The sequence below is a fragment of the Deltaproteobacteria bacterium genome, from assembly GCA_019308925.1.
Taxonomy (GTDB): Bacteria; Desulfobacterota; B13-G15; order B13-G15; family RBG-16-54-18; genus JAFDHG01.
In genome coordinates, this window is record JAFDHG010000006.1 from 1 (window position 1) to 17044 (window position 17044).

The following is a 17044-nucleotide window of genomic DNA, read 5'->3' on the forward strand; positions in this document are numbered from 1 at the left end:
TCGTAATGGCCGCCGTCAAGGTCGTCTTGCCATGATCCACATGACCAATAGTGCCTATGTTCACATGAGGCTTACGCCGCTCAAACTTAGGCTTCGACATCAGATGACCTCCTTTTGCATAAAAATTTCCTTTTTCTGGAGCCCACGATCGGGATTGAACCGATGACCTCTTCCTTACCAAGGAAGCGCTCCACCTCTGAGCTACGTGGGCTAAGAGCTTAAAATCAAATTGCCGATGGGCTTAATCCTTAATCGCCAAAGGCTCATTTGCCCTTTATGGAGCGGGAAACGGGATTCGAACCCGCGACCCTCAGCTTGGAAGGCTGATGCTCTAGCCAACTGAGCTATTCCCGCCCTCCATCTAAACCCTCATGAGGGTTTACTCTCACCCCCAACAATAAAAATAACCTCATTTTTCCTTTGAACCTCTCGTTGAGGGGATCTCAACCCCCTCAAACTCCCCCTGACAGTCATTTGACTTGTCTCTCTGGTTCTTATTGGGGGTTTCAGGGGGGGCCTGCCCCCTGAAGTAAAGCCGCAAACGTATAAAGACCCATTTCCCTTATAAGGATTCAATTTACCGTGAACTATTTTCACGGTAGATGGTGGAGAGGGGAGGATTCGAACCTCCGAAGGCTACGCCAACAGATTTACAGTCTGCCCCCTTTGGCCGCTCGGGAACCTCTCCTTTGTGAAAAATGGAGCTGGTGATGGGACTCGAACCCGCAACCTGCTGATTACAAATCAGCCGCTCTACCAGTTGAGCTACACCAGCATAATTTTATAAGTAAAACTCTAAATGACTTAAAAATCAACAGCTAAAAATGACTTAAAAGGGAAATTTTTAGATTTTTTTGACACTTCTTTCCCTTTTTTTCTTTTCTAATTTAAATATTAAACGATATTTTTCTTTTTTTCAAGTCCAAAGGTACTTTTTTTGAAAAATTTATCAAAAATTTTTCCTGGTGTCAACACAAACCATCGTCAATTTTAACAAATAGTACAGAAAAAGGGTCCAAGGATTTAAAATGAAGGGTTCTAGGATTCCAGGATTCTAGGGCTTGCGGCGAGCTCCCTTCGGTCTGAGCGTTCGACTGAGCTCACGCCGAAGTCTCAGGGTCGAAGACAGCCGAGTGGTTCTAGTGTATTTTACTCGACTACTGGACCCCTTGGCCCCTAGGACCCTGTATCTATTGCTCCTAGAATCCTCTCAATTCCACCAACTAAATGGGAGAGGATCCTAAAGAGATTGGGCAGGTAACATCTGGAGGAAGGCCTTGCCCTTTTATGGGCTAAGGGATATAATTTATTTGTATATGCTTAGATTCAACGACATAGCAGAACAAGTCGAGTCTTACAATCCCTTGGCAGACCTGGGACTTTTGGAGAAGTCTTATGTCTTCTCGGCCAAGGTCCACCAAGGGCAGGTGAGACTTTCGGGAGAGCCTTATCTAATTCACCCCCTGGAGGTGGCCGGGACCTTGGCCAAGATGAGGCTGGATGTAGCCACCGTCGCCACCGGATTTCTCCACGATACCATCGAAGATACTCTGACCACCTTGGAGGAGATTAGGGAGAACTTCGGCGACGAAATCGCCCAACTGGTGGATGGGGTGACCAAGATCAGCCAGATGAGCTTTCAGACCCGAGAAGAACAGCAGGCCGAGAACTTCCGCAAGATGATCCTTGCCATGGTAAAGGATATAAGGGTCATCCTGATTAAGCTCGCCGACAGGCTCCACAACATGCGGACTCTTCACTTTCTTGCCCCCCAGAGACAGAGGGAGATCGGCCAAGAGACCTTGGATATTTATGCCCCCCTCGCCAACCGCCTCGGTATCGATTGGATCAAGACGGAACTGGAGGAATTGTCCTTCCGTTACCTGGAACCTCAGGCCTATAAAGAGCTATCACGGAAGGTGGCCAAGACAAAGAAGGAGCGGGAGAGATATGTGGAGGAGGTGAGGGGGATAATCCTGGAAAGACTCAAGGAGTTCGGCATAAAAGGAGAAATTACAGGACGGGTCAAACAGCTTTACAGCATCTACCAGAAGATGAAGAGGCAGGGAATAGAGTTCCATGATGTATACGACATCACGGCCTTCAGGATCATAGTGGGGACTATCAAGGAGTGTTATGAGGCCTTAGGGGTGATACACTCCCTTTGGCCCCCTGTCCCTGGTAAATTTAAGGATTACATCGCCCTTCCCAAGGGGAACATGTATCAATCCCTCCATACCACTGTCATCGGCCCCTATGGAGAGAGGGTAGAGATTCAGATCAGGACCTGGGAGATTCACAGGATAGCGGAAGAGGGGATTGCTGCCCATTGGAAATATAAAGAGGGGGGGATTATTGAAGAGGAAGACGAGAGGCGCTTCTCCTGGTTGAGACAACTGCTTGAGTGGCAGATGGACCTGGAGGACAGTCAAGAATTCCTCCAGACCTTAAAGGTGGATCTCTTCCCTGCTGAGGTATATGTATTCACCCCCAAGGGGGAGGTAAGGGAATTTCCCAAGGGTGCCACCCCCATTGATTTCGCCTATAGCATCCATACTGATGTAGGCCATCGATGTGTAGGAGCAAGGGTGAACGGCCGCCTGGTTCCCCTCAATTACCAGCTTCAAAACGGGGACACGGTGGAGATCATCACCTCGTCCAAACACCACCCCAGTCGAGATTGGCTAAAAATTGTGAAGACCTCACGGGCGAAGGCCAAGATCCTCCAGTGGATAAAGGCCCAGCAAAAGGAGAAGAGCATCGCCCTGGGAAAGGACCTGTGCGAAAGGGATTTCAAGAAGTTAGGCTTAAATTTCTCCAAGTTCGGGAAATCAGGGGATCTCCACAAGGTAGCACAAGAGTTCAGCCTCCCCAACGTAGAGGAACTCTTGGCCTCCATCGGTTACGGAAAGATCACCACTCAGCAGGTGATCGGACGCCTGGCACCAGAGGAGATCAAGATAGATGAGAAAAAGGAGGGTGGGGGAAGGCTGGAAAAGGTCATCAAGAAGATGACCAGTCGATCTAAGGGGCTTGTAAAGATCGATGGGATTGATGATGTCCTAGTGAGGTTTGCTGGCTGCTGCAACCCCCTGCCAGGGGACAGGATAGTGGGCTTTATCACTAGGGGAAGGGGGGTAACTGTTCACACGACAGATTGCATAAACGCCCTCGCTACCGATCCAAAAAGACGCATAGAGGTATGTTGGGCCCTGGAGGGAGATTCCACCTTCCCTACCAGGATTCGGATCTACTCTACCGACAGAAAGGGGATGTTGGCTACCATCAGCTCTTCCATTTCCGGCAACGGGGTCAATATCACTGGGGCCCAGGTCAAAACCACCGATGATGGAAATGCGGTGAGCACCTTTGATATCGAGATCGGGAACTTAAAACAGTTGAAGAAGATAACCAATGCCTTGCAGAAGATAAAGGGGGTGATAAGGGTGGAACGTATTAAGGGGTGGCAGGGACACTTGGGGCCTTGACGACTCGACCCGCCTTGATACATTTAGTACAAACCTTCATCCTGACTACCTTTCCTTCATGGAGGACCCTTACCTTCTGGAGGTTTGGGCGCCAGACCCTTTTGGTCTTATTGTTGGCATGGCTGACATTATGTCCCCTGAGGGGCCCCTTGCCACATATTTCACACACCCTGGACATCCTGGACTCCTTTTTATGAGCGCCTCTTTTATAATCCTCTTTTTGTGCGATGTCAAGGAGAACTTTCCTGGGGAAGATATTGATCCAGGTACCAGCAGGTGGGGATTTGACAAAGGAAGGACATTTGATGTAATTTGTTCCATCCTTTGCATGAAAGGGGTGATGTAGATTAAGATCGCCGGGGTACAGATGGCCTGCCGAGAGGATAAAGAAGATAATGTTCAAAAGGCCCTAAAGATGGGGCAGGTCGCCGCAGAAAAAGGGGCCCAGATAATCTGCTTTCAGGAGCTATTCAACACCCATTGGTTCCCCAAGGATATCGATGAGGAGAACTTGCTCTTGGCGGAGGATTTGGATGGCTTCACCTTAAGGGCCATGAAGGCATTGGCCAAGGAGACGGGGGTGGCTTTGATCTGCCCGTTTTTCGAGAGGGATGGGGACAAAAATTTTAATACGGCCGCAGTGATCGATCAAGAAGGGAGGATCTTGGACACCTACCGAAAGATCCATGTCCCTCAGATTCCCCTATGGGAAGAGAGGACCTACTTCGCCCCTGGGGACAAGGGATTCCCTGTGTTCGACCTCGGCCTCGCCAAGGTAGGAATTCAGATATGCTGGGATAACTTCTTCCCCGAGGGGACTAGGGCCTTGGCCCTGCAGGGGGCCCAGATCGTCTTTGCCCCCACCGCGGCTGCCTTCGCCTCTCAACAAAGGTGGCTGAAGGTAATGGCCGGCAACGCCATTGTCAACGGCATCTTTGTCTTGCGGGTAAATAGGGTGGGGAGTGAACCCAAACAGGATTTCTACGGTATGAGCTTCTGTCTCTCCCCTGAAGGGGAGCTGGTGGATGAACCGACAGGCCTCCAGGAGGGGATCCTCCTGGTGGAGGTCGCCCTCGAAGAGGTATCCAGGGTGAGAAAGGAGTGGCCCTTCTTGAAAGATCGGAGGCCAGAGGTATATGCTCCCCTGGCAGAGCGGGAGTGATGTGAAAAAGGGTCTGAGCGGGATCATCATGCAAGCCGTCAAAAGGGGACAGGAGAGGGGCGAGTTGGTCAAGGGCCCCCTCCCCACTGTGATCTTAGAATACCCCAAGGAAGAAAGGCATGGTGACTACGCCACCAATATCGCCATGGTCATTGCTTCCCGTGAGAAGAAGCCCCCGCGGGAGGTGGCTGAAATCATTGTGAAAAGGATAGAAGACGAGGCAGGGATCATCGAGCGAGTGGAGGTGGCAGGGCCTGGCTTCATAAACTTCTTCCTCAAGGAAGACTACTGGCGCCATTTCTTGCGAGAGGCAGACCGACAAGGGGAGAGATACGGAGAGGGGGAGTTGGGTATAGGGCAGAGGGTATTGGTGGAATTTCTCAGCGCCAACCCCACGGGTCCCCTGCACATCGGGCACGGTAGGATCGCCGCATTCGGAGATGCCCTGGCCAACATCTTGGAGAAGGTCGGTTACGAGGTGGAGCGGGAATATTATGTGAACGATATCGGGACACAAATGGAATTGTTGGGGCGATCAGTATATCTTCGTTACTTACAGGAGTGGGGAAAAGAGGTCAAGTTCCCTGCCGATGGGTATCAAGGCGAATACGTCAGGGAGATCGCCCGCCAGGTCAAAGAAAGGGAAGGTGATAGATATCTCCTGTTGCCCGAGGGGGAGGTTGTGGACCTCCTCGGACAACAGGCCTCCGAGTTCATCTTGGGGTGGATGAAGGATGATTTAAAGAGGTTCCGGGTCTGCTTTGATAGGTGGTATAGGGAAGGAGATCTTTACCGTGGGGGGCTGGTCCCACGGATCTTGGAAGATCTGCAAGGGCGGGGTTATATCTACGAGGAGGAGGGGGCCCGCTGGTTTAAGAGTACCCTCTTTGGTGATGAAAAGGATAGGGTAGTGGTCAGGGCCAACGGTGCCACTACCTATTTCGCCTCGGACATCGCCTATCACAAGGATAAATATGATCGGGGATATAATCTCTTAATAGACATCTGGGGGGCCGACCATCATGGATACATCCCTCGCATGGAGGCCGCCATCCACGCCCTCGGGTGTGACAAGTCCAGTTTTAAGATCATCCTCATGCAGTTGGTAAACCTGTGGAGGGCGGGGGAACAGGTGAGCATGTCCACCCGGACGGGGGAGTTCACCTCCTTGCGGGAGGTGATGGATGAGGTAGGGGTGGATGCCTGCCGCTATTTCTTCATGCTGCGCAGGGCCGACTCTCCTTTGGACTTTGACCTGGAGCTAGCCAAAAAGGAGGGGCCGGAAAACCCCGTCTATTACGTGCAATATGCCCATGCTAGGATAGCGAGTATCTTCAAGAAGTCAGCGGAGAAGGGGGTGAAATTACCGACCTTAGACGAAGTGGACACCTCTTTGCTGCGCCTCCCAGAAGAGAGGGGGTTAGTAAAGCTGGTAGCCATCTTCCCCGAGTTATTGGAGGGAATGGCCATCTCCTTGGAACCCCATCGTCTGGCCTCTTACCTGCAGGACCTGGCCGGGCTATTTCACAGTTACTACAACAAGCACCGGGTCATCTCAGAGGACAGGGAGATGATGGACGCTAGGCTCCTATTGGTAAAGGCCATTAAAGGGGTCTTGCAAAACGCTTTGGGACTGCTGGGAATCGTGGCCCTGGAGGAGATGTGATGGAGGACTATAAGGAGCCCATCGCCAAGGTACAAAAACGCCGCCAGCTAAAGCGCCTCTTCGCCATTATGGGGGGGATGGTCTTTGTCTTTGTGATTTTCGTTTTGGGGGTGATAGTGGGGATACACCTGGAGAGGGAGAGGGTGCATATTTCCCAGGGTACACCCCCACAGAGTGGGATCAACAAAGAGGGGGGACCTTCAGGTGTGGGCAAGGAGGCCAAGGCCCCCTCAGAGCCTGAGAAAAAAGAAGAGGAGATGCGGTTTACCTTCTATGAGACCTTAACAAAAAAAGAGGTTCCAGAGACAAAGACAGGAAGGAAAGAAAAGGGGAGGGCGAAGGCAACCCCTCCGCCTAACCAGATGGTCAAGGAGGTCAAGAGGCCCCCAGCAAACAAAGACCTTTACTTTGTCCAAGTTGGTTCCTTTAGGGAGAAGGAGAAAGCGGAGGCCTTGCAGGATAGGTTGGTAAAAAAGGGATATAAGACCCACCTGTTCCCCGTGGAGATAGAGGGCAAGGGTCTTTGGTATAGGGTTAGGTTGGGCGGGTATAAGAGCCTGAAGGAGGCCCAAGCGGTAAAGGAAAAGGTTGCTGTGAACGAAGCAATCAAAGGGACAAGGATAATAAAGGGCTTATGAGAAAGAGGGGCAGAGAAGGATGAAGCGGGGGGAAGGTGGATCTTCCCCAGGGGGCCTTCTTGGCTCTCTTACAGGTCAGGTGAAAGGAGGTAAAGAACGAATGCCCGAGATGAAGAAGAAGAGCAAGACCAGGGAATATGTAGAGACCCTTGTCATTGCCTTGCTCATTGCCCTCTTTGTCAGGGCCTTTGTGGTTCAGGCCTTCAAGATCCCCTCCGGTTCCATGGAGCCCACCCTTCTGGTGGGGGATCATATAATGGTTAATAAGTTCATCTATGGGATCAGAATGCCCTTGGTTGGCAAAAGGCTCTTCACCATTAAAAAACCCCGCCGGGGTGATGTTATCGTCTTCATCTATCCCCGCGACAGGAGCAAGGACTTCATCAAGAGGGTCATTGGGCTTGAGGGTGAGAAGATAGAAATCAAGGGGCAAAAGATCTACGTCAATGATTGCCTCTTAGAAGACCCCTGGGGGGTCTACAGTAGGACCAACCCCTTTTGGGGTTTGTCAGCCAAGGAGAACTTTGGTCCTGTAACCGTCCCCCCTGGTTCCCTTTTCGTCTTGGGAGATAACAGGGACAACAGTCAAGACAGCCGCTTTTGGGGTTTCGTCCCTATCAAGGATGTATTGGGAAAGGCCTTCATCGCCTATTGGTCTTGGGACTGGCAGGCCCCCTCCCTCCTCTACAAGGTCCGCTGGAGGAGGATAGGCCACCTCATCCGCTAGTACTCCATTATATCCTTGTCCTTACGAAATATCTTGGCGATAAGGGCCACCCTGACCCACATCCCGTTGCGCACCTGACGCCAATACATGGCTTTTTTGTCCTCATCTATCTCCACGGGTATCTCGTCCCTCCTGGGTAGGGGGTGCATGATGATGGCGTTGGGGGGAAGGATCTTCAGGTATTCCTTTTTAAAGTAGTACTTAAAGTAATCTATCCTTTTGGACTCCCCTGCCTCATCGTATTCATCTTGGATCCTGGTCATGTAGATGGCATCCACCAAGGATATGACTTCCTCCAAGTCCTCCCTCTCCTCAAACTCCACCTTCTGCTCCTGCAGGTGCCTCTTGAGGTCCTGCCCCATCTGTAGATCCTTGGGGGCGACGAAGTAAAGTTTTACCCCCTCGTAGTTCCTCAGCAGATATGCCAGCGACCTTACTGTCCTCCCCCTCAACAGGTCCCCTACAAAGGCGATCTTTTTGCCGTCGATCCCGCCATAGTTCTCGAAAGAACGGTGCAGTGTGTAGATGTCCAACAGGGCCTGGGTGGGATGTTGGTCCCTTCCCGAGCCGGCGTTGATGATGGGTACCGGTCTGCCGATTTGATTCAGGAGGAAGGCGATCCTCTCTGCGAACCCTGCCTGGGGGTGGCGCATCACGATGAGGTCCACATAGCTGCTAAAGGTCCTAAGGGTGTCCTCTGGTGATTCTCCCTTCACCTCCGAGGAAGTGGAGGTATCCCTCACCTCTGAACACTGGATACCCAAGATTTGACAGGCGGCCATGAAAGAGAGAAAGGTCCTGGTAGAAGGTTGGACAAAATACAACATCGCCCTCTTCCCCAGCAGGAGGGATTGGAGGAACCTGACCCCCTTGTTACCCTTGGAGATCCCCCTGATCTTGGTGGCCAGTTCACATATCTCGTCCAGAAACTTCCGGTCAAATTGTTGGGACATAATGACATGGAAGATGTTCCCATCCCGCACGAAGTATTCTTTTTTCTCGCTCCCCCGCAGCTTATGGAAGGTCTCCCAATTGATCCCTTTCATCATTTTCACCCCCCTTAAAATTTATCCTAGCTAGTTTTCGGGGGAAAATCAAGGGTGAGAGGAGATTCCCGTTGAGGAATCCTTGACAAGGTAAGGAAGGAGGCATAGTTTTACAGAGGAAAAAAAATTAGCGGAGGAGTATATGAGGAGAAAGACCATCGTTATAATCCTTACCTTTTTATTTCTAGTCCCCACCCTCTGCTGGGCAGGGGAGATCCTCAGGTGTAGGCTGGAAAACGGGATGAGGGTGATCCTGCAGGAGAGCCACGCGGCCCCGGTGACCGCCTTTCAAGTATGGGTGGAGGTGGGAAGCGCCGACGAGAACCCTGGTCAGACAGGGATATCGCACCTTATCGAGCACATGATCTTTAAGGGGACGAATAAGAGGAGGGTAGGGGAAATAGCAGGGGCCATAGAGAGGTATGGGGGCCATATAAATGCCTATACTAGCTATGACTACACTGTCTATCACGTGGTGATCGCCAGCCGCTATCAGGAGAAGGGGCTGGAGGTCTTGGCCGACGCCATTCAATACCCCTCCTTCGACCCCCAAGAGCTGGCCAGCGAAAAGGAGGTGGTAATCGAGGAGATAAAGATGGGGCAAGATGACCCCGGTCACATGCTCCACAAGGCCCTCTTCAGAAACAGCTTTCGACGCCACCCTTATGGAAGGCCCATCATAGGATATGCGGAGAAGGTTAAAGGATTCAGCAGGGATGAGGTCTTCAACTATTATAAAAAGTGGTATGCGCCGGAGAATATGATCTTTGTAGGGGTGGGGGACTTTAGTACGCAGAAGCTTTTATCCCGGCTAAAAACCCTCTTCACCTCCCCTTCCGGTCTCCTCCCCCCGAGGCAAAGGCCATCGAACCCACCCCAGGAGGCCTTCCGCCCCTTTATCATGCAGGGGGATTTTAGGGAGAGGTATTTTGCCCTGGGCTTCCACATCCCCAGCGTAAGGGATGAAGATATGTTCGCCCTGGACCTATTGGCTGCGATCCTGGGTCAGGGAGAATCCTCCCGCCTGCAGCGGGAGTTGAGGATCAAGCGGGGGGTGGTCAGCTCCATCTATGCCTACGCCTTTACCCCCAAGGACCCTGGGCTATTCGTGATTAAGGGGGCGTTAAGACCAGGAGGGGTCAAGGAAGGGATCAAAGGGATTATAGGGGAGATCTCCAGGATAAAGGAGGAGGGGATAGGTGAGGAAGAGCTGAGAAAGGTAAAGGTCATGGTGGAGGCGGACTTTACCTATGACCAAGAAACAGTCCAAGGGGAGGCGAGGAAACTCGGTTATTTCGAGATGGTCATGGGTGATGCCACTAAGGAGGGGGAATACCTGCATGGGATCTTCCAGGTGAGGGGCGAGGAGATCAAGAAGGTGGCGGTGAGATACCTTCGCCCGGAAAATCTCACCCTCTGCTTGCTACTGCCCGAGGGGCAAGGGGAAATAGTGAACCCCCGGACCCTGGAGGAACTGGTGAAGGGGCTGGAGGTTACAGCCGCCCCCCAGGAGATGGCGGGGGAGATGAACAGAACCATGCTGGAGAACGGTATCACCCTCCTCTTTCATGAGGACCACTCACTGCCCGTGGTGGGGATATGCGGTGTGTTCATGGGAGGGGTGAGGTTTGAAAAAGAGCAAGAGGCCGGCCTCACCCACTTCGTCTCCAAGATGTTGACCAGGGGTACCGAATCGTATAACGCCATCCAATTGGCCCAGGAGGTGGATTCTATAGGGGCAACCCTGCGGACCTTCTCAGGGCGCAACAGTTTTGGGGTACAAGCCAAGGGTTTGAGCAAGGATTTTTCTCACCTTTTAAGGTTGGTGGCCTCGGTAATCACCGAACCGTCATTTCCGCCTAAGGAGGTAGAGAAGGTAAGGGGCGAAATCTTGGCCGCATTGGGTAAGGAGAGGGACAGGATGGTCCCCTGGACCATGCGGCTGCTGCGCGAGACCCTCTATGAGAGGCATCCCTACCGCCTGAACGCCTTGGGAGAGGAAGGGACGATAGAGCGCATAGGGCGGAGGGATCTGGTGAGGTATTATAAGAGATATGTCATCCCCCCAAATCTGGTCCTGGCTATAGCGGGGGACGCCAAGTGGAAGGAGGTATTAAAGTCCGTAAAAGGGGCATTTCAAGGGCTGCGCAGGGCGAACTTTTCCCCTCCCCTTATCCCCCAGGAACTAAAGAAAAGGGTGATCAAAAAAAATGAGGTAGAGCGGGAGAAAAGACAGGTCCATCTCGCCCTTGGCTTCCTAGGGACCAACTTAAAGGATCAAGACCGCTTCCCCCTAGAGGTCTTGGAGGCTGCCCTGGGGGGGCAAGGGGGGAGGTTCTTCACCCAATTGCGGGATAAGGAGGGGTTGGCCTATGTGGTGGCCTTCTTCGTCCGATCTGATCTAGATCCCGGCTACCTGGGGTTATATCTGGCCACCAGCCCCCAAAAGGCAGAGCAGGCGTTGCGAGGGGTCAAGAGGATCCTTCAAGAAGTCCGACAGAGGGGGATCAGCTCTGAAGAGCTGGTAAGGGCTAAGAATTATCTCATCGGGAACTATGAGATCGGCCTTCAAGGTCCCCTTGCCCTGGCCTCTACCATGGCCTTCGACGAGAGATATGGCCTCGGCGGGGACTTTTACCACAGGTATCCAGGCGAGATAGAACGGGTAACCCAGGAAGATGTGATGCGAGTAGCCCGAAAATATATTACGATGGATTCTTATGCACTGGTTATCGCTGGCCCTTCATCGCCCTGAGCTTGGCGTGAACTGCCCCTTTTTTTCTCTCCATCTGTAACACCTTGTCCCGGCGGTCGTCTATCTTGATGGTGGTGACCACCCGCTTCACTCCTTTGATAAAGGGGGCGGTATGCATCTCCTCGGCTAAGCGTAGCAATTCCCCCACCTCACCCTCCACCTCTGTCCCCATCGAGGTAACCTCGTATTTAACCCCTTTTGTTTCTAGGATTCTCACACATTCAGCGATAAAGCTGCTAACACTTGTGCTTCTCGTCCCCACAGGGATGACGCTAATTTCCATGATAGCCATAGTAACCACCCCCTGTCATTGACGGATACTCTCCAGCAGGAACCCTCCGGTCAAGCCGAAGAAGACATTTGGTGCCCAGGCGGCGATGAACGGAGGTAAGGTGCCGATATGCCCCATGGTGATAGAGATGGCAAAGGCCATCCAATAGATGAATCCGATCGTCAAGCTGAGCCCCACCCCCTGAGCTATACTCCCGCCACGTCCTTGACCTGACATCAAGGCAAGGGGGCTTCCAATCAAGACCATGATTAAGGTTAAAAAGGGGAAAGACACCTTGGCGTGGAGATCAACGAGGTAACGGGTAGGATCATATCCCCACCTTTTGAGTTTATCGACGTAGTCCCTGAGTTCCCGATAACTCATCTCCTCTGGGCTCTTCATCCCCTTTTTGAAGTCCTCTGGTCTCTCAGGTATGGGGATATCCCTCTCCTCATAGGTCTTTGTCAGCACACCCCCTCCGGGGGCGAAATCCCTGCTGACCACCTGATGGAAGGTCCAAGCATCCCCTTTCCAACGGGCCTCATGGGCGTCTATGCGCTGGCGGAGGTTAAACTCCTTGTCGAACCGATAGATGGTTACCCCCTTCAGGACATCTTTCTTCGGCTCAAGGAGACGGATGTTGTAGATGACGTCCTCGCCACGGTACCAGATCTTATTGAGCCTGAAGAAGGCCCGTTCCTCCTCTTTTTTTATCTTTACAGACCAAATGTGATGAGCCTTGCGGACGGAGTAGGGGACAATGATCTCGTTACAGAAGAAGATGAAAGCAGTGACCAGGGCGGCCAAGACGAGCAGGGGGAAGATTATCCTGTAGGCACTGATACCATGAGCCTTCAGGGCTATGATCTCGTTGTTCTGCGAGAGGACCCCCAGGGTGATCAAAGTGGCCAAAAGGATCGTGAAGGGTAGAGATTGAGTGAAAAAGGGAGGAGCGCGGAAAAAAAAGTACTCCAACAATAAGTATATCGGAGCGTTATGTATGATGATATTGTCAACCCTCTCAAATAGCTCCACCACAAAGAAGATGAGCAAGAAGGTGGCCACCACGAAGGAGAGGATCTTCAGACACTCCCTGATGATGTAGCGGGTGATTATTCTCAATCCTTTAGATCCCTGGGGCTCCATCCCTTCGCCCTGGCAAAGGGCAAAGAGAGTTGGGTTGCAGATGGCTCTATATCTTGCGGGGAGACCTTTTCCATCTCTCCTTCAGGAATTCCATCCCCTTATCCCCCCAGGCGATGATGCCCAGGGGGGACTCCCTAGCCGCCTTTACAAGGAGGTAGATTCCCAAGGCACCCAAGAGGATATTGGGGAACCAAGCGGCCAAGATAGGGGAGATAACCCCGCTGCTGCCCAAGTCCTTTCCCACACAGTATAGAATATAATAAGAGAGGAGGATAAAGAGGCTCAGGACGAATCCCCAGGACCTCCCTGATTGTGTTCGCTGCACCCCCAAGGGGATTCCCACAAGGCCGAAGATCAGAGCGGCAAAGGGGATGGTAAATTTAAAGTGTAGCTCTACCAATTCTGGAGCGACATTCTTTCCCATCCTCTGCTTCATCTTTATTTTTTTACGAAGTTCTTTGATGGACATCTCCCTATCCTTCATACTTATTCCACCACCCTTTCGTGCCTTTTCTATCTCCTCCTTCAGCGATAGTTTGAACTGATAGGTGTTGAAATTGATGGTACGATAAGTCTCCCCCTTCACCTCCTTGGAGTGGATACTTCCGTCGAAGAGGTGCAAGACCACCTTTTGGGCCTGGGGGTATGAGATGAGATACCCCTTGCGGGCAAGGATGGTGTTGTTCACTTTAGGATCCCTCTCATCGTAGATCATGACCCCCTCCAAAACATTCCCCTTTTGGGAGAGTTTGTTTACATAGATGATCAAGTCGCCAAAAGTATCGTCAAATACCCGCTCCTTTATGCCCACCTTCGCTTTGGTCTCGGCCAGTCCAAAGAGGGTTTCGCGGAAGTTTTCGCTCCCCCAGGGAACGGCATAGAACACGAGGAAAGAGGTGAAGAAAAAGGTTAGCAAGGAGAGGAAGATCACCGGAGGGCTCAGACGATAAAGTCCAATCCCCGATGTCTTGAGGGCGATGATCTCATTGTCTGCGGACAATCTCCCCAGGCCCAAGAGGACCCCCAGCAAGAAGGCCATGGGGACGACGAAGGCCAAAAAGGCAGGGATAAGACACAAAAAAAGCTCCAGAGCGTATATCAATGGGATGCCCTTTTCCACTACCTTATCCGTCACTTGAAATAATCTGCCCATAAAGAATACGAAGGTAAAGACCACAACCCCTATCCCTGCAGGTACCAGTATTTCCTTTGCGATATAGCGATCGATGATCTTTGGCATCATGACCTTGCCTCTTATTCTACCAGAGGGAGGAGAAGCCTAAAGGTGGTGACCCCCCCACCCGTGTGGAGTTGGAGGTCTCCACCCATATTTTGCACCAACCTTTGGGTGATCCCCAATCCCCTTCCCAACCCCTTCCCCTTTTGTATCTCCTTCCTCTTGTCCTCCGAGACCTCGCCCGTATTGGCGATCTCCACACAGGCATATTCCCTCTCCCGGTAGCTCTTAATCCTCAACTCTCCTCTCCCTTCGCGGAGGGCATTGATGGCGTTCTCCAGTAGGTTGCTGAAGACCCGCTCCAACTGTAGAGGAGTGCAGCGGATCCAGAGCGACCGGTCCAACTCCTCCTTTGCCAAGCTGATGTTGCACAGCCCCAGTTCCTTGATGACCTCTTGATTTATATGAAAACGCCGGAGTAATTTCTTTGTCACATTTACCCTCTGCTGTTTGCCCTCTTGGTAGAGACTAAGGGCCAGGTCTTGGATCCTTTTGGTCTCCTCTGCGATCACCTCCAGGGCTTGATCAATCCTTTTTCGCCTTTTGTCATAGCCGGTTTCTTCCAACATACCTTTTACCCTTCTGGTGAACCCGGCTGCAGCGATAGCAGGACCCCTGAGGTCATGGACAACCTCCTCCAATCTTTCAATCCACATAACCTTTGTCAGTTCATTACCCAAAAAGGCAAAGGTCTGCACATCGTCCTCAGTGAACCCCTTTTTCCCCTCCAATGCATGAAAGGTGATAAGGTACTGAACCCTTCCCCTCATTAGGAGGGGGACCAAGACGATGGCGTTGACATCCCTGGAACCCACGAGGTACCCTAGTATTTCATCAAAGAAAGGGTCTTTTCGCGGGTGCTCCAAAATGAGATAGGGGGAAGGGGTGGCCCCTCCACTGCCTAGCAGATCACGAAAGGGGGGGGTGTCTGGAAGGACAAATTCCTCTTCTCCTTCGACAGGTGGATAACTTGCCATTAGAGTCAACCTTTCGTTGCCGATCAAGGAGAATAGGGCGCAACTCTGTAGATCCATGGCCTCCCCTAGGGAGGAGCCGATGGTAGCGAAGACTTCTTTTATCTTTACCACCTCCGAGGAAATCCTTTCGGCAATCTTCCCTTTGAGCGCTTTTGCCTCCAGGCGTGCCTGCAACCATTGTTCAAAGTAGTCCTTCAGGGCTGAGGCGAGCTCCTCCACCTCTTCGGGCGTGAGATCTTTTCCCGTTACCTTCTTGATGATATTGTGCAGATCGTCCTTTATCCCATCTTTTGTAAGGCCCATCCTTTTAACCTCACCCGAAATATACCAGAAGGAAGGGGGTTTTTCAAGGAAGGCGAGAGGCCAAATTTTCTCTTGCAAAACAGAGGGGGTTGTGTTAAAGGTCATTCTCACTAAACACGCCTCCTGATCGATTTGGGGGTGCCTGTGAGGGTTCCAAACGAGTTGAGGGGGGCGGAAGACCAAACCAAAAGGAGGTACTATGCCCGTTGTTACGATGAAAGAACTATTAGAGGCGGGGGTCCAATTCGGCCATCAGACGAAGCGCTGGAACCCCAAGATGAAACCCTATATCTTCGGGGCGAGGAATGGTATCTATATACTAGACTTGCAGCAGACGGTTAAACTTTTAGATGTGGCCTATGAATTTATCAGGGACACCGTAGCCAAAGGGGGAAAGATCCTCTTTGTAGGGACGAAGAGGCAGGCCCAGGAGTCCATCTACGAAGGGGCCACGCGCTGTGGCATGTTTTATGTGAATCATCGTTGGTTGGGAGGTTCGCTCACAAATTTTCAGACGATAAAAAAGAGCATCGATAAACTCAAGAAATTAGAGAAATTGGAGGAAAACGAAGAATTTCAGCGCCTTCCTAAAAAGGAAATCCTTAAATTGCAGAAAAAGAGGGTAAAACTGGAGAAATATTTAGGGGGGATCAAAGATATGGATCAATACCCCGGGGCCCTTTTCATCGTCGACACCAAGAGGGAGAGGATAGCGGTGAGTGAGGCGAGGAAATTGCAGATCCCCACGGTGGCCATTGTGGACAGCAATTGTGACCCCGATGAAATAGACTATGTGATCCCCGGGAATGATGATGCCATAAGGGCCATCCGCCTCTTCTCCTTTAAGATTGCAGAGGCGGTGATCGAAGGGAAGAGACTCCTTGAAGAGGAGCTCCAGGGTGAGATGGAGGGAGAGGCCCCGACAGAGGCCACCTTAGATGAAGAGATCGAGGTGGAAGAAGAGGTCCACTATGAAGAGGAGGAGGTTTAGCCCCGCCAGAAAAGATGAGGAGATCTGCAGACATGAAGATATCAGCCGTTGCTATTAAGGAACTGAGGCAGAGGACAGGGGCTGGAGTTATGGACTGCAAGAAGGCCCTGTCGGAGTCTGCGGGAAATATAGATGAAGCCATCGACTTCCTGCGCAAGAGGGGGCTGGCAAAGGCGGCGGAGAAGGCACATCGGGTAACCGCTGAAGGCCTTATCGGCTCTTACATCCATGTTGGGGGTAAGATAGGGGTCTTGGTGGAGGTGCACTGTGAGACAGATTTTGTGGCCAGGACAGAGGATTTTCAGAATCTGGTGAAAGGGATCTCCATGCACATAGCCGCCATGAATCCCCTCTATGTTAGTCGTAAAGACGTCCCAGCAGAGGTCATAGAGAGGGAGAAGGAGATCTTGCGGGCCGAGGCAGTGATGTCCGGCAAGCCTGAGAAGGTGGTAGAAAAGATCGTAAAGGGGAGAATTGAAAAATTCTTCGCAGAAAATTGCCTGCTAGAGCAGGCCTATATCAGAAATCCTGAAATCACCGTCGACGATCTTATCTCCGATGCCATAGCCAAATTGGGGGAGAATATCACCGTGCGACGCTTCACCAGATATCAACTAAGCGGGGCTCTATAGGAAAT

Annotated in this window: 15 protein-coding genes and 4 tRNA genes; 8 read left to right on the forward strand and 11 right to left on the reverse strand. The window is 51.7% G+C overall.

Translation table 11 applies throughout. The features are described from left to right. The 5 genes from JRI46_01485 to JRI46_01505 all read right to left on the reverse strand — a co-directional run. A partial coding sequence (locus JRI46_01485) for an elongation factor Tu (GenBank protein ID MBW2038264.1) occupies nucleotides 1–100 on the reverse strand: 100 nt, incomplete at its 3' end. 36 nt (nucleotides 101–136) lie between these two features. Next, nucleotides 137–211: transfer RNA gene (locus JRI46_01490), tRNA-Thr, on the reverse strand. 66 nt (nucleotides 212–277) lie between these two features. After that, nucleotides 278–354 (reverse strand) — tRNA-Gly (locus tag JRI46_01495). A gap of 249 nt (nucleotides 355–603) precedes the next feature. Further along, nucleotides 604–688: transfer RNA gene (locus JRI46_01500), tRNA-Tyr, on the reverse strand. 11 nt (nucleotides 689–699) lie between these two features. Next, nucleotides 700–775, reverse strand: a tRNA-Thr gene (locus JRI46_01505). A 541-nt stretch (nucleotides 776–1316) separates the two neighbouring features. Between JRI46_01505 and JRI46_01510 the strand changes: the two genes are divergently transcribed. Then, nucleotides 1317–3488 (forward strand): bifunctional (p)ppGpp synthetase/guanosine-3',5'-bis(diphosphate) 3'-pyrophosphohydrolase, encoded by a 2172-nt coding sequence (locus JRI46_01510; GenBank protein MBW2038265.1) that lies wholly within the window; start codon nucleotides 1317–1319, stop codon nucleotides 3486–3488. Here the strand turns inward: JRI46_01510 and JRI46_01515 are convergent. Continuing rightward, complete coding sequence (locus tag JRI46_01515) at nucleotides 3457–3666, reverse strand: 50S ribosomal protein L28 (GenBank protein ID MBW2038266.1); 210 nt, start codon at nucleotides 3664–3666, stop codon at nucleotides 3457–3459. The two genes, JRI46_01510 and JRI46_01515, sit on opposite strands and share 32 nt — an antisense overlap. A gap of 189 nt (nucleotides 3667–3855) precedes the next feature. Between JRI46_01515 and JRI46_01520 the strand changes: the two genes are divergently transcribed. From JRI46_01520 to lepB, 4 genes are all read left to right on the forward strand, one after another. Continuing rightward, nucleotides 3856–4650: a hypothetical protein gene (locus JRI46_01520; protein MBW2038267.1), complete on the forward strand. Its 795-nt coding sequence runs from the start codon at nucleotides 3856–3858 to the stop codon at nucleotides 4648–4650. Beyond that, nucleotides 4625–6316, forward strand: coding sequence for an arginine--tRNA ligase (locus JRI46_01525; protein MBW2038268.1), 1692 nt, complete (start codon nucleotides 4625–4627; stop codon nucleotides 6314–6316). Before JRI46_01520 ends, JRI46_01525 begins: the two co-directional genes overlap by 26 nt. Continuing rightward, nucleotides 6316–6954, forward strand: a complete 639-nt coding sequence (locus JRI46_01530) for an SPOR domain-containing protein (GenBank protein ID MBW2038269.1) — start codon at nucleotides 6316–6318, stop codon at nucleotides 6952–6954. The genes JRI46_01525 and JRI46_01530 overlap by 1 nt, the downstream gene beginning before the upstream one ends. A 100-nt stretch (nucleotides 6955–7054) precedes the next feature. Then, complete coding sequence (gene lepB / locus JRI46_01535) at nucleotides 7055–7681, forward strand: signal peptidase I (protein MBW2038270.1); 627 nt, start codon at nucleotides 7055–7057, stop codon at nucleotides 7679–7681. On the opposite strand, the gene pyrB is transcribed toward lepB, so the two are convergent. Beyond that, nucleotides 7678–8727, reverse strand: coding sequence for an aspartate carbamoyltransferase (gene pyrB / locus JRI46_01540; protein ID MBW2038271.1), 1050 nt, complete (start codon nucleotides 8725–8727; stop codon nucleotides 7678–7680). The two genes, lepB and pyrB, sit on opposite strands and share 4 nt — an antisense overlap. Nucleotides 8728–8869: 142 nt before the next feature. Between pyrB and JRI46_01545 the strand changes: the two genes are divergently transcribed. Continuing rightward, entirely contained in the window at nucleotides 8870–11482 is a 2613-nt protein-coding gene (locus tag JRI46_01545; protein MBW2038272.1) for an insulinase family protein, read from the forward strand. On the opposite strand, the gene JRI46_01550 is transcribed toward JRI46_01545, so the two are convergent. From JRI46_01550 to JRI46_01565, 4 genes are read right to left on the reverse strand one after another with little or no spacing between them, the layout of a single operon-like run. Then, nucleotides 11457–11774 (reverse strand): MTH1187 family thiamine-binding protein, encoded by a 318-nt coding sequence (locus JRI46_01550; GenBank protein ID MBW2038273.1) that lies wholly within the window; start codon nucleotides 11772–11774, stop codon nucleotides 11457–11459. The two genes, JRI46_01545 and JRI46_01550, sit on opposite strands and share 26 nt — an antisense overlap. 15 nt (nucleotides 11775–11789) lie before the next feature. Further along, entirely contained in the window at nucleotides 11790–12899 is a 1110-nt protein-coding gene (gene lptG, locus JRI46_01555) for an LPS export ABC transporter permease LptG (GenBank protein MBW2038274.1), read from the reverse strand. A 46-nt stretch (nucleotides 12900–12945) separates the two neighbouring features. Further along, nucleotides 12946–14142: an LPS export ABC transporter permease LptF gene (lptF, locus tag JRI46_01560; GenBank protein MBW2038275.1), complete on the reverse strand. Its 1197-nt coding sequence runs from the start codon at nucleotides 14140–14142 to the stop codon at nucleotides 12946–12948. Nucleotides 14143–14153: 11 nt separating this feature from the next. Beyond that, the gene (locus tag JRI46_01565) at nucleotides 14154–15416 is read right to left on the reverse strand and encodes a GAF domain-containing sensor histidine kinase (GenBank protein MBW2038276.1); all 1263 of its coding nucleotides are present in this window, start codon (nucleotides 15414–15416) and stop codon (nucleotides 14154–14156) included. 199 nt (nucleotides 15417–15615) lie between these two features. Between JRI46_01565 and rpsB the strand changes: the two genes are divergently transcribed. Continuing rightward, the gene (gene rpsB / locus JRI46_01570; protein MBW2038277.1) at nucleotides 15616–16407 is read left to right on the forward strand and encodes a 30S ribosomal protein S2; all 792 of its coding nucleotides are present in this window, start codon (nucleotides 15616–15618) and stop codon (nucleotides 16405–16407) included. A gap of 32 nt (nucleotides 16408–16439) precedes the next feature. After that, nucleotides 16440–17039 (forward strand): translation elongation factor Ts, encoded by a 600-nt coding sequence (tsf, locus tag JRI46_01575; protein MBW2038278.1) that lies wholly within the window; start codon nucleotides 16440–16442, stop codon nucleotides 17037–17039. The last annotated feature ends 5 nt before the right edge of the window (nucleotides 17040–17044 follow it).

Coding starts and splice junctions, on each gene's coding strand:
- JRI46_01565 (MBW2038276.1), bottom strand. CDS start 15,416: ATGGGCCTTACAAAAGATGGGATAAAGGACGATCTGCACAATATCATC.
- JRI46_01530 (MBW2038269.1), top strand. CDS start 6,316: ATGGAGGACTATAAGGAGCCCATCGCCAAGGTACAAAAACGCCGCCAG.
- lptF (MBW2038275.1), bottom strand. CDS start 14,142: ATGATGCCAAAGATCATCGATCGCTATATCGCAAAGGAAATACTGGTA.
- pyrB (MBW2038271.1), bottom strand. CDS start 8,727: ATGAAAGGGATCAATTGGGAGACCTTCCATAAGCTGCGGGGGAGCGAG.
- JRI46_01510 (MBW2038265.1), top strand. CDS start 1,317: ATGCTTAGATTCAACGACATAGCAGAACAAGTCGAGTCTTACAATCCC.
- JRI46_01545 (MBW2038272.1), top strand. CDS start 8,870: ATGAGGAGAAAGACCATCGTTATAATCCTTACCTTTTTATTTCTAGTC.
- JRI46_01525 (MBW2038268.1), top strand. CDS start 4,625: ATGCTCCCCTGGCAGAGCGGGAGTGATGTGAAAAAGGGTCTGAGCGGG.
- rpsB (MBW2038277.1), top strand. CDS start 15,616: ATGCCCGTTGTTACGATGAAAGAACTATTAGAGGCGGGGGTCCAATTC.
- lepB (MBW2038270.1), top strand. CDS start 7,055: ATGCCCGAGATGAAGAAGAAGAGCAAGACCAGGGAATATGTAGAGACC.
- JRI46_01515 (MBW2038266.1), bottom strand. CDS start 3,666: ATGTCCAGGGTGTGTGAAATATGTGGCAAGGGGCCCCTCAGGGGACAT.
- JRI46_01550 (MBW2038273.1), bottom strand. CDS start 11,774: ATGGCTATCATGGAAATTAGCGTCATCCCTGTGGGGACGAGAAGCACA.
- lptG (MBW2038274.1), bottom strand. CDS start 12,899: ATGGAGCCCCAGGGATCTAAAGGATTGAGAATAATCACCCGCTACATC.
- JRI46_01520 (MBW2038267.1), top strand. CDS start 3,856: ATGGCCTGCCGAGAGGATAAAGAAGATAATGTTCAAAAGGCCCTAAAG.
- tsf (MBW2038278.1), top strand. CDS start 16,440: ATGAAGATATCAGCCGTTGCTATTAAGGAACTGAGGCAGAGGACAGGG.